This window comes from Rhodococcus sp. APC 3903 (genome assembly GCF_030407755.1).
Lineage (GTDB): Bacteria > Actinomycetota > Actinomycetes > Mycobacteriales > Mycobacteriaceae > Rhodococcus_F > Rhodococcus_F erythropolis.
Genome location: NZ_JASDCV010000003.1, coordinates 96,782 through 108,812, shown reverse-complemented (window position 1 = coordinate 108,812; position 12,031 = coordinate 96,782). Strand labels below are relative to the sequence as shown.

The window sequence follows — 12,031 nt, the reverse complement described above, 5'->3', positions numbered from 1 at the left end:
TCTATCTCAGGCGAGGGCGCTGCCTGCGGCCCAGTCTGCCCACGAGAGGGTCCAGTCGCCGTTCTGCCACACCTCCAGCGGAGCCCCGCCGGTGTTCTTGATCTCGACGACATCTCCTGGCTGCGAGAAATCGAAGAACCATTTGGCATTGGCCGCACTGAGATTGAGGCAACCGTGCGAGGTGTCGGTGTTTCCCTGCGCCCAGACGGTGCTCTCCAACTCGTGAAGATAGATACCGTCCGTGCTGATGCGGGTGGCCCAGTTGATGGATTCCTTGTAGCCCAGGCGCGAGTTGATCGGCAGACCGTAGGTCGACGAATCCATGATGACGGGATTGGCCTTGTCCATCACGGTGTACGTGCCGGGCTGGGTCCAGAACGAGAGCGTCGTGCCGCCGATCGTTTCGGTGCCGCCCATTCCCATCGAGGTCGGCATCTCCTTGATCACCTGACCGTTTTCGTAGACGGTCACCATCTTGGTGTTGTCGTCGGCGACCGAGACGTGGGAGTCGCCGATCTTGAAGGACACGGTGTCGTCCTGTTGGCCGTACAGTCCGTTGCCGAGTTGCTTGCCGTAGATGTTCGCGTTCACCGAGACCGTCGTGCCTGGTGCGTAGTAATTCTGCGGACGCCAGTGAACATTCTGACCGTCGACCCAGTACCACGATCCTTGTACGGGCGGATTGGTGGTGACCACCAGAGACTTCTCGGCCGCGGCTTTGTCACCGATCAACTCGTCGAAATGAACGGCGACGACCGTGCCGACGCCGTACGTGCCACCGTCCGAAATCGAGGCGCCACCGGTGGTGTTGATGTACGCGCGAGTCTGATTACTCGGCGCGACGGTGGTCAGCGTCGTGTTCTTGGTCGTGGCAACACCATTCGCGTCGACGGCATCGACGACAAGCTTGTAGGTCTTGCCGTATCCGAGTGGTTCGCTCGGCTTCCAGGACGTCTTGTCAGGCGTCGTGATACCGGCGACTTCCTTACCTTCGGGATTGGTCAGCGCGACGGTCGTCAGTGTTCCCTTCGCGACCTGGACCTCGATGGGATCGAGGGGGCTCACGGGGGTTCCGCCGTCGGCGGGAGTGACGGTGACGAGCGCCTCGCTGGTCGGTGTGGTGGTGACGGCATTACCGGAAGAGCCCGGGTTGTCTCCGGTGGAGACCGTGCACCCCGCAACCAGCATCATCGCCGCCGCGGCACACACCGCTCCGGCAATTCGCATATGCGCACGTGACAACATCTGGCCTCCTGAAATCCCCGAACCAACTCACGCCGAAGGCGACCCCCGACGTCCTTACGATAGTGCGCAAATCTGACACTTCGCTGAGCGCCGGATCCGATTCAGCTCGGGATCACACCAACGTCAGTGCAGTCACAACAAGATCAGTGCAGTCACAACAAGATCAGTGCAGTGGCCGTGGTCCCCAGCGATCGGTCAGCACTCCGATCGCGCCGAGAGCAACAGCCCCGGCGGTCGACGTGCGCAGGACCGTCGGCCCGAGAAGCACCGGAGTGGCCCCGGCCTCCGACAACGCACTGATCTCCGAATCGTCGAGCCCACCTTCGGGACCGACAACGAGAAATACCTCGTCCGCGCTCGCCAACGGCAAGCCGGCCAACGGCGTCGTCGCCGATTCGTGAAGCACCGCAACCACAGCGCCGCGGGCAACGGCGTCGCGAACCAACGCGATCACCGCCGCCGTCTTGTGCAGATCCGAAATCTCCGGGACGAACGCGCGTCTGGACTGCTTCGCCGCAGACACTGCGGCACTTCGCCAGCGTGCGACGCCCTTGGCGAGCTTCGGGCCTTCCCATTTGGCGACACAACGCAGGGACTGCCACGGAATCACGGCGTCGATACCAGCCTCGGTGGCCAGTTCGACGGCCAACTCGGAGCGCTCGGCCTTGGGCAGTGCCTGAATCAGGGTCACCAACGGCTTGGGCTGCTCGAGAACCTGAACGTCGCTGACCAACAGTTCGAGGCGATCCTTGCCGACGCTCGTCACCTCGGCGTCGGCTACCCGGCCACGTCCGTCGGCCAACACCAAACGCTCGCCGACACCGATCCGGCGGACAGTGGCCGCGTGGCGGCCCTCCTGCCCGTCCAGAACTGCGATTTCACCGACGCCGGGAACCGGGTCGAGAAAGAAGACCGTTGCGGCCACCGTCAGCGGCCGCTGAATGCTTCGCGAAGACGCGAGAACAGACCACCGCTGTTCTGCGACGTCGTCGAAACGACCTCGGCTTCGTCACGATCGCGGAGCAGCTTGAATTCCTTGAGCAGCTTGGACTGCTTGTGATCGAGGCGGCTCGGGATGACCACCTCGAGGTGAGCGTGGACGTCGCCGCGCACTCCCGACCGCAGTTTCGGCATACCGTGACCGCGAAGAACAGCAACGTGCCCGGGCTGGGTGCCTGGCTCGATGGTGATTTCCTTGGGGCCGTCGATGATGGTGTCGACGGTGACGCTGGTACCCAGTGCTGCGTCGACCATGGGAACACGGATGGTGCAGTGCAGGTCTTCACCGTCCCGAACGAAGACGTCGTGCTGCTGCTCGACGATCTCGACGTAGAGGTCGCCGGGGTGTCCGCCGCCTGGGCCGACTTCACCCTGCGCAGTCAAACGGATGCGCATGCCACCGGCAACGCCCGCCGGAACCTTCACCGTGATGTCGCGCTTGGCCCGCACTCGGCCGTCGCCGCCACACTTGTGGCAGGGATCCGGGATGGTCTCACCGGCACCGCGGCACGTCGGGCAGGGACGCGAGGTCATGACCTGACCGAGGAACGAGCGCTGGATGGATTGAACTTCGCCGGCACCGTTGCAGGTCTCACAGCGGACAGGCTTGGAGTCGCCGTTGGTTCCGGCTCCGGTGCAGCTGTCGCACAGAATGGCCGTCTCGACGGTCACGTGCTTGCTGACTCCCGTCGCACATTCTGCGAGGGTCAGCTTGGTGCGAAGCAACGAGTCGGCTCCGGGCTGAACGCGACCGCGCGGCCCACGACCTGCGCCGCCACCGCCGCCGAAGAAGGCTTCGAAGACGTCGCCGAGGCCACCGCCACCGAATCCGCCGCCGAAGCCACCACCTCCGCCGCCACCGGACTCGAGCGGGTCTCCGCCGAGATCGACGATGCGACGCTTCTCCGGGTCGGTCAGGACCTCGTAGGCCGTCGAGATCTCCTTGAACTTGGCCTGCGCAGCCTCGTCAGGGTTGACGTCCGGGTGCAGTTCGCGTGCCAGCTTGCGGTAAGCGCGCTTGAGCTCCTGGTCTGTCGCGTTCTTGCCGACGCCGAGCAATCCGTAGTAATCCCGTGCCACGTTGAGTCTCTCGTCCTTCTCTTACTTCTAGGTTTTCCTCAGTCCTCGCGAGGAGGTGTGCCGACCAAATGTCGACGTCCGTCATCGCTCGGAGAGAACTTCGCCGATGTATCTGGCAACGGCGGCAACCGATGCAATTGTTCCCGGATAGTCCATCCGAGTGGGTCCGAGCACACCGACACCACCGAAAACGGTACCGGCCGCGCCGTAGCCAGTCGAAATCACGGAGGTTCCGCGCATCTGTTCGACCTGCGTCTCTTCACCGATCTGGACGGTGACCGTGCCGGAATTCTGCGTCGCAGCGAGCAGTTTGAGGACCACTACCTGCTCTTCCAGTGCTTCGAGCACTGCGCGCAGCGAACCGGGGAAGCCGGCCAGACCGGAGAAATCGGCGGCGTTGCGCGTGAGGTTGGAGGTTCCGCCCAGGACGAGGCGATCTTCCGGATGTTCGACCAGGGTCTCGACCAGAACCGTTGCCGACCGGATCACGGCGTCGCGCAGGTCGGCCGGAGACTCGTCGGCCAGTTCCGCCACGGCAATCGACGCGGCGGCCAGGCGCTTGCCTTCCAGGGCCCCGCCGAGAAGCGCGCGCAACCGGGACAGGTCTTCGTCTTCGAGGACGTCCCCGAGTTCGACGATTCGCTGATCGACGCGGCCGGAATCGGTGATGAGAACGAGGAGCAGGCGCGCCGGCGTCAATGCGACCACCTCGAGGTGGCGAACCGACGACGCGGACAGCGACGGGTACTGGACAACCGCGACCTGACGGGTCAGTTGCGCGAGCAGTCGCACCCCACGACGCAGAACGTCGTCGAGGTCGACACCCGACTCCAAGAACTCCAGGATCGCTCGGCGCTCGGGCCCGGACATGGGCTTGACGTCGGCGATGCGATCGACGAATTCGCGGTATCCCTTGTCGGTCGGAACGCGGCCGGAACTGGTGTGCGGTTGGGCGATGTAGCCCTCGGCCTCGAGGAATGCCATGTCGTTGCGCACAGTGGCGCTCGACACTCCAAGGTTGTGACGCTCGACCAGGGCCTTGGATCCCACCGGGTCCTGGGTGGAGACGTAATCGGCCACGATTGCACGTAAGACCTCGAAACGCCTGTCGTCGGTACTCGACATCGTTGCCACCTCCGTTTCCTGAACAGAACGAACACCGACATTTACACATCGGTTCCCACTGGCAGTCTAATCGCCCGAGCGCCAGAGACGGCTGTTGCCCTTACTGTGGAGTGAGATCGGCGAAGGGTCGATCGCACAACCATGGACAAGGCGGCACATGATCTTCAAAGGCGTGATGGACGGCAAACCGTATCCCGATCACGGACTGTCTCTACGCGACTGGTCGAAGTTCCCTCCACGTCAGGTTCGACTCGACGAGATCGTGACCACCACGAAGGTCCTCGAACTCGATCGCCTGCTGTCGGAGGACTCGACCTTCTACGGCGATCTGTTCCCTCACGCAGTGCAGTGGCGCGGCACTCTCTACCTCGAGGACGGCCTGCACCGAGCGGTTCGTTCGGCCCTGCGAAACCGCGTCGTGCTGCACGCGCGTGTCTTCGACTTCGACGCGATGCCCGGTGTCATCGAGGGCGTCCGCTGACGCTCACGCGACTCAGGCGCCGAGACTCAACCGACGAACGCGAGCAGTGCGGGATTCGGCTGCCCCGGCCAGGTTCCGGTGAGCGTCGCCGAGCCTGACACTCGATCTGCGTCGATCACTCTCACCACGGTCAATTCCAGTTCTCCCGCGCCGATGATCGTGTCGGTGCCGACTGTCGAGCAGGTCACCGATTCGACGTCCGGTACGGAAGCGCCGGCCGTACCGCTGCCTACTACGTGAGCCGTCACCGGGATGTGATCGGCGGAGTCCGCGAAAACCAGATCGACTCCGGCCCCACCGGTCAGAATCGCAGTCGCCACCGCGCTCACGTAGACCGGATCGCAGCAAGCGTCGTACACCCACCGCTCGCCCAGTACCGAATGATCCATGGTTGCGATCAGCGCAGTCTCCGCCCCGTCCAGCGGAGCACCACGATAAGTGAGCGGGACCTGAAGAATTCGACCGTCGGCAGAGCGGAGCAGGTGCGTCTCGATTCCGACCTCGCCGTCCGGGTCGTCGAAACGATAGGCGTCGACGCGTTCGAGCGTCGAACAGTCGACCGACCTGATCCATGGCTGCTTGGGCACCCACGCTCGGAGCAGGTCGTTCTTGGACGGATTCAGCTGCGCACGATGAATGATGGCCACCACGGCCACATTACGCGGCAAAGGATGGTGCCGCGTCAGGTCAGGATCGTGCGAATCACCGCATCAGCGAGCAGGCGGCCACGGTCGGTGAGAACCACGTGATCGTTCTCGATCACGGCCAACCGGTCGACTACCACCTGGTCGGCCGAAAGGCGTTCGGATGCAGACAGTTCCGACAACGGAAGTCCCGTACGCAACCGCGCGGTCAACATGACGCGCTCCATGTGTTCGTCCTCGGCGGTCAGTTCTTCGCTGCCGCCGACGGGAAGTTCACCGAGGGCCAACTGTTCCGCGTACCGTGCCGGGTGCTTGACGTTCCACCACCGCACTCCGCCGACGTGACTGTGCGCGCCCGGTCCGGCGCCCCACCAGTCACCACCGTCCCAGTAGCCGAGGTTGTGACGGCACCGGGTGTCACCGGAGTCCGCGGTTTCCGCCTTTGCCCAGTTGGAGACCTCGTACCAGTGCAAGCCGGCCTCGGACAGGCGTGAATCGATTCGTTCGTATCGTGAGGCCAGCACGTCGTCGTCCGGCGCGGGCAGCTCGCCGCGCCTGACCTTGCGAGCCATGGCGGTGCCGTCCTCGACGATCAACGCGTAGGCCGAGACGTGGTCGACATCGGCGGAGAGAACCGCATCGAGTGAGGCGTCCAGATCTTGGTCTCGCTCCCCTGGCGTTCCATAGATCAAATCCAAGTTCACGTGCGAAAAACCAGCTGCGCGAGCCTCTTTCGCGGCAGCGACGGCGCGGCCGGGAGTGTGGGTGCGGTCGAGGATCTTCAGGACGTGCTGAGCCGCGGACTGCATGCCGAGGGAAATGCGGGTGAATCCCGCACTACGGAGAGCGTCGAAGAATTCCGGCGACGTCGATTCGGGGTTCGATTCCGTGGTCACTTCGGCGCCGGACGCCAAGCCGAAGCTGCTGCGAACCGCCGACAGCACGTCGGACAGCCCGTCGCCACCGAGCAGCGACGGCGTTCCACCGCCCACGAACACCGTCTCGGCCGCCGGGGCGCCCGTCATCTCGGCCGCGAGATCGAGTTCGCGTCGCAAACCCTCCAGCCACGACTGCGGCGACGCCGAGGTTCCGAGCTCACCGGCCGTGTAGGTGTTGAAATCGCAGTACCCACACCTGGTGGCACAGAACGGGACGTGGATGTAGATCCCGAACGGCCGTTTCCCGACACCCTCGAGCGATCGCGCGGGCAAGGCGAAGGGCGTCGCCTCGCTCTGTCGAGTGGGAGTCGTGCTGGTGGCATTCACGCCTCCAGTGTCCCAGCATCCGGAACGCACACCTATTCAGCCTGCGATGCAGGTCGGCGCGTGGCCTGAACTCGATATTTCCCCCGTTTTTCGTGGAAATATGCGCCCGAGTCGGAATTATCGAGTTGACGTGGCACAATGGTCCGCATGACCGGACTCGGAGTGCGACTTGTGGCGCGTCGCCACGTCGACTTCAAGCGTGTGTGCAGCTCGTCGTGTCTGCACCTGTGTAGCTGTTGATCTTTCACTGATCTTCCAGCCTTTCCCGCTCATCTCCATCTGCTTCACCGAAACAACTCTCTGCAGAGACACGTCGTTTCAGAGATACAGCTTCTCCAGCTGTTCGTTTTCGTGAGCACACCTGCCGGCCGCGAGCTTTCCGAGACCGAGGACAGCCCCCTCGATTTCCGACACGGACCGGTGCGTCCCGATCAGACACCGCCACAGTTCGTCGATAGTGCGTGCCGCGTGCCGATCAACCGCCCAGATCCAGGAGTTCATCGATGACGTCGACCACCGACGCCGCCACACCCGCCGATTCGGCAGCACCTGCCGAAGCCCGGCCCGCACGCGCTGCGCGTCCCGCCAAGCGTCGCGCCGAAGGTCAGTGGGCCCTCGGTTACCGCGAGCCGCTCAACGCCAACGAGCAGGCCAAGAAGGACGACAACCCGCTCAACGTTCGGGCCCGCATCGAAAACATCTACTCCAAGCAGGGATTCGACAGCATCGACAAGGGCGACCTTCGCGGCCGCTTCCGCTGGTGGGGTCTCTACACCCAGCGCGAAGAAGGCTACGACGGCACCTTCACCGGCGACGAGAACATCGACCTGCTCGAGGCCAAATACTTCATGATGCGCGTGCGTTGCGACGCCGGCGCTCTCAACGTCGAGCAGCTGCGTACGATCGCCGGCATCTCGAAGGAATTCGGCCGGAACACCGCCGACCTGTCCGACCGCGAAAACGTCCAGTTCCACTGGATCGAGGTCGAGAACGTTCCGGAGATCTGGAAGCGCCTCGAAGCCGTCGGACTCAAGACCACCGAAGCGTGCGGTGACTGCCCCCGCGTCGTCCTCGGTTCTCCCCTGGCCGGCGAATCGCTCGACGAGGTCCTCGATCCCACCCCGGCGATCGACGAGATCGTGCGCCGCTACATCGGCGACCCCAAGTACTCCAACCTGCCGCGCAAGTTCAAGACCGCCATCTCCGGTCAGCAGGACGTCGTTCACGAGATCAACGACATCGCCTTCATCGGCGTGAACCACCCCGAGCACGGCCCGGGCCTCGACCTCTGGGTCGGCGGCGGACTGTCCACCAACCCGATGCTGGCGCAGCGCGTCGGCGCCTGGATTCCGCTCGACGAGGTCCCCGATGTCTGGGAGGGTGTCGTCTCGATCTTCCGTGACTACGGCTACCGCCGTCTGCGCGCGAAGGCAAGGCTCAAGTTCCTGATCAAGGACTGGGGCATCGAAAAGTTCCGCGAGGTTCTCGAGACCGAGTACCTCAAGCGCCCGCTCATCGACGGCCCCGCGCCGGAGAAGCCCAAGCGCCCGATCGACCACGTCGGCATCCAGAAGACCCGCAACGGCCACAACGCAGTCGGCTTCGCTCCGATCGCCGGCCGCGTCTCGGGAGACATCCTGGCTCAGGTCGCCGACGCCGCGGAGAAAGCCGGCAGCGACCGGATCCGCTTCACGCCGTACCAGAAGCTGATCATCCTCGACGTCGCCGACGAGACCCTCGAGCCGCTCATCGCCGATCTCGACGCGCTGGGCCTTCCCGCCCGTCCGTCGCACTGGCGCAAGAACCTGATGGCCTGCTCCGGCATCGAGTTCTGCAAGCTCTCGTTCGCCGAGACCCGCAAGCGTTCGCAGGTGCTCGTGCCCGAACTCGAACAGCGTCTCGCCGACATCAACAGCCAGCTCGACGTGCCGATCACCATCAACATCAACGGTTGCCCCAACTCCTGCGCTCGCTCGCAGATCGCCGACATCGGCTTCAAGGGCCAGCTCGTCGACGACGGTGAGGGGAATCAAGTCGAGGGTTTCCAGGTTCACCTGGGAGGCAGCCTCGGATTCGACAGCGCCTTCGGACGCAAGCTGCGCCAGCACAAGGTCACCAGCGTCGAGATGGGTGACTACATCGACCGCGTCGTACGTCAGTTCGTCAAGAACCGCAACGAAGGTGAACGGTTCGCCGAATGGGCAGTGCGCGCTGACGAAGGAGATTTGCGATGACAGTGGACATTTCGCGAGCAACCGCCGACGAGCTTCGGTCCATCGCCGAGCGCGGTGCCGTAGAACTCGACGGAGCCAGCGCACAGGAACTGTTGCAGTGGACCGAGGACACGTTCGGTGACGGGGCGAGCGCAGCGACGGGGGATCGTAACGGTTACATTGTTGCGTCGAACATGCAGGATGGAGTGCTGGTTCACCTTGCCGCACAAGTTCATCCGGGCGTCGACGTACTCTTCCTCGACACCGGCTACCACTTCCCCGAGACCATCGGCACGCGTGACGCGGTCGAGCAGGTCTACGGCGTCAACGTCATCAATGCACGCGCGCTGGCAAGCGTCGCCGAGCAGGATGTCGCCGAGGGCAAGGATCTGTTCGCCCGTGATCCCAACCGCTGCTGCGCATTGCGCAAGGTCGCACCCCTCAAGCAGACACTGTCCGGCTACAGCGCGTGGGTGACCGGCATCCGCCGCGTCGAAGCGCCCACCCGCGCCAACGCTCCCTTGATCTCCTTCGACGACGCCTTCGGCCTCGTGAAGATCAACCCGATCGCTCCGTGGTCGGACGAGGAGATGCAGAACTACATCGACACCAATTCCATCCTCGTCAATCCTCTTGTCGACGAGGGCTATCCGTCCATCGGCTGCGCACCCTGCACCAGCAAGCCAGCCCCCGGCAGCGATCCGCGTAGCGGTCGTTGGGCCGGTGCCTCCAAGACAGAATGCGGGTTGCACGCATCATGACAGTTGACTTGACACTTTCACGTCCTCAGCTCGACGGCACACAGTTCGATACTCTCGACGCCCTCGAGTCCGAAGCGATCCACATCTTCCGAGAGGTGGCCGGCGAGTTCGAACGCCCGGTCATTCTCTTCTCGGGCGGTAAGGACTCCACCGTGCTGCTGCATCTGGCGATCAAGGCCTTCTGGCCTGCGCCGCTGCCGTTCACCCTGCTGCACGTCGATACCGGCCACAACCTGCAGGAAGTTCTCGACTTCCGCGATCACGTCGTCGCCAAGTACAACCTGCGCCTGCACGTGGCCAGCGTCGAGGAGTACATCGCGGACGGTCGCCTCACCGAGCGCCCCGACGGTATTCGCAACCCGCTGCAGACCGTTCCGTTGCTGGACGCGATCTCCGAGAACCGCTTCGACGCCGTCTTCGGTGGCGCTCGCCGCGACGAGGAGCGCGCCCGCGCCAAGGAGCGGATCTTCTCGCTGCGCAACGCTTTCGGCCAGTGGGATCCCAAGAAGCAGCGCCCGGAACTGTGGAACCTCTACAACGGTCGCCACTCCCCCGGCGAGCAGGTGCGCGTCTTCCCGCTCAGCAACTTCACCGAGCTGGACATCTGGCGTTACATCGCCCGCGACAACGTCGAACTCGCCAGCATCTACTACGCCCACCAGCGTCCGGTGTACCAGCGCGACGGCATGTGGATGACCCCCGGAGTCTGGGGTGGTCCGGCTGACGGCGAAGAGCTGCAGACCCTTTCGGTGCGTTACCGCACCGTCGGCGACGGTTCGACCACCGGTGCTGTTCTCTCCGATGCGGCTGACAACGAAGCGATTCTCGCCGAGGTTGCGGCATCACGTTTGACCGAGCGCGGCGCGACCCGTGGCGACGACCGAGTTTCCGAAGCGGCCATGGAAGACCGCAAGCGAGAGGGCTACTTCTGATGAGCGATCTGCTCAGACTGGCAACTGCCGGCAGCGTCGACGACGGAAAGTCCACCCTCGTGGGCCGCCTGTTGTACGACACGAAATCCGTTCTCGCCGACCAGATCGACGCCGTGACCCGTGCGTCGGTGGACCGCGGTCTCGACACCCCTGACCTGTCGCTCCTGGTGGACGGCCTGCGCGCCGAGCGTGAGCAGGGCATCACCATCGACGTGGCGTACCGCTACTTCGCGACCCCCAAGCGCACCTTCGTGCTTGCCGATACACCGGGCCACGTGCAGTACACCCGCAACACGGTCTCCGGCGCCTCGACGGCTCAGCTCGTGATCCTGCTGGTCGATGCCCGCAAGGGCGTCATCGCGCAGACTCGTAGGCACGCAGCGGTTCTCGCGTTGCTCGGTGTCCCGAAGCTCGTTCTCGCCGTGAACAAGATCGACCTCGTCGAGAACCCCGAAGAGGTCTTCACCTCGATCTCCGCCGAGTTCAACGAACTCACCAGCTCACTGGGCTGGGCAAGCGAAGACGTCGTCGAGATCCCGGTATCGGCACTGCACGGTGACAACGTCGCCATCCGCTCCGACAAGACCCCGTACTACACCGGCCCCACGCTGATCGAGCACCTCGAGTCGATTCCGGTCGACGCCGAGCCGCATCGCGTCGGCCTGCGTTTCCCGGTGCAGTACGTGATCCGTCCGCGTACCGCCGAGTTCCTCGACTACCGCGGATACGCCGGCCAGGTTGCCGCCGGTTCCGTCGTACCCGGCGACGAAGTGGTGATCCTGCCCTCGGGTACGCGCACCACCGTCACTCGTATCGACACGGCCGACGGCGAACTCGACGTCGCCCACGCGGGGCGCAGCGTCACGCTGATCCTGGCGGACGACGTCGACGTCTCTCGCGGCGACACCATCGCCTCGCCGTCTGACGCACCCGAGCCGATCGGCGAATTCGACGCCACCGTCTGCTGGTTGGCCGAGAAGTCGCTGCGCCCCGGCGCACGTCTGCTGCTCAAGCACGGCACGCGCACGACGCAGGCCATCGTCGGCAGCTTGGTGGAGCGCTTCAACGAGCAGGATCTCACCACGGATCAGGGCCCGGACACTCTCGAGCTCAACGAGATCGGCAAGATCTCGATCCGCGTGGCCGAGCCGATCGTGGCCGACGACTACGCAGTGAACCGCCACACCGGCAGCTTCCTGTTGATCGATCCCGCTGGTGGAAACACTCTCGCAGCCGGCTTGGTCGGCGACGTCATTTCCGCTGTCGAATTGGGCGAGCGCGTCTAA

The 12,031-nt window shown here is 64.2% G+C and carries 11 protein-coding genes; 5 read left to right on the top strand and 6 right to left on the bottom strand.

The genetic code is table 11. From position 1 onward, the window contains the following. Positions 1–6 precede the first annotated feature (6 nt). From QMA15_RS05135 to hrcA, 4 genes are all read right to left on the bottom strand, one after another. Positions 7–1,245 (bottom strand): Ig-like domain-containing protein, encoded by a 1,239-nt coding sequence (locus tag QMA15_RS05135; RefSeq protein WP_020908192.1) that lies wholly within the window; start codon positions 1,243–1,245, stop codon positions 7–9. 163 nt (positions 1,246–1,408) lie between these two features. Beyond that, positions 1,409–2,170, bottom strand: coding sequence for a 16S rRNA (uracil(1498)-N(3))-methyltransferase (locus QMA15_RS05130; RefSeq protein ID WP_021333396.1), 762 nt, complete (start codon positions 2,168–2,170; stop codon positions 1,409–1,411). Between the two features lie 2 nt (positions 2,171–2,172). Further along, entirely contained in the window at positions 2,173–3,324 is a 1,152-nt protein-coding gene (dnaJ, locus tag QMA15_RS05125) for a molecular chaperone DnaJ (RefSeq protein WP_019749026.1), read from the bottom strand. An 81-nt stretch (positions 3,325–3,405) separates the two neighbouring features. Then, positions 3,406–4,449, bottom strand: a complete 1,044-nt coding sequence (hrcA, locus tag QMA15_RS05120) for a heat-inducible transcriptional repressor HrcA (RefSeq protein WP_019749027.1) — start codon at positions 4,447–4,449, stop codon at positions 3,406–3,408. A 157-nt stretch (positions 4,450–4,606) separates the two neighbouring features. On the opposite strand from hrcA, the gene QMA15_RS05115 reads away from it, so the two are divergent. Then, entirely contained in the window at positions 4,607–4,930 is a 324-nt protein-coding gene (locus QMA15_RS05115) for a type II toxin-antitoxin system VapB family antitoxin (protein ID WP_003944521.1), read from the top strand. Between the two features lie 26 nt (positions 4,931–4,956). On the opposite strand, the gene QMA15_RS05110 is transcribed toward QMA15_RS05115, so the two are convergent. Beyond that, complete coding sequence (locus QMA15_RS05110) at positions 4,957–5,577, bottom strand: hypothetical protein (protein WP_024487635.1); 621 nt, start codon at positions 5,575–5,577, stop codon at positions 4,957–4,959. A 35-nt stretch (positions 5,578–5,612) separates the two neighbouring features. Further along, a complete protein-coding gene (gene hemW, locus QMA15_RS05105) occupies positions 5,613–6,839 on the bottom strand; it encodes a radical SAM family heme chaperone HemW (RefSeq protein WP_029255651.1) in 1,227 nt (408 codons plus the stop codon). 503 nt (positions 6,840–7,342) lie between these two features. On the opposite strand from hemW, the gene QMA15_RS05100 reads away from it, so the two are divergent. From QMA15_RS05100 to QMA15_RS05085, 4 genes are read left to right on the top strand one after another with little or no spacing between them, the layout of a single operon-like run. Continuing rightward, positions 7,343–9,073, top strand: coding sequence for a nitrite/sulfite reductase (locus tag QMA15_RS05100; RefSeq protein ID WP_019749031.1), 1,731 nt, complete (start codon positions 7,343–7,345; stop codon positions 9,071–9,073). Next, entirely contained in the window at positions 9,070–9,813 is a 744-nt protein-coding gene (locus QMA15_RS05095; RefSeq protein ID WP_021333398.1) for a phosphoadenylyl-sulfate reductase, read from the top strand. Before QMA15_RS05100 ends, QMA15_RS05095 begins: the two co-directional genes overlap by 4 nt. Then, complete coding sequence (gene cysD / locus QMA15_RS05090; RefSeq protein WP_020908199.1) at positions 9,810–10,745, top strand: sulfate adenylyltransferase subunit CysD; 936 nt, start codon at positions 9,810–9,812, stop codon at positions 10,743–10,745. The genes QMA15_RS05095 and cysD overlap by 4 nt, the downstream gene beginning before the upstream one ends. Next, on the top strand, positions 10,745–12,031 hold the full coding sequence (locus tag QMA15_RS05085; protein WP_020969973.1) for a GTP-binding protein: 1,287 nt from the start codon (positions 10,745–10,747) through the stop codon (positions 12,029–12,031). The genes cysD and QMA15_RS05085 overlap by 1 nt, the downstream gene beginning before the upstream one ends.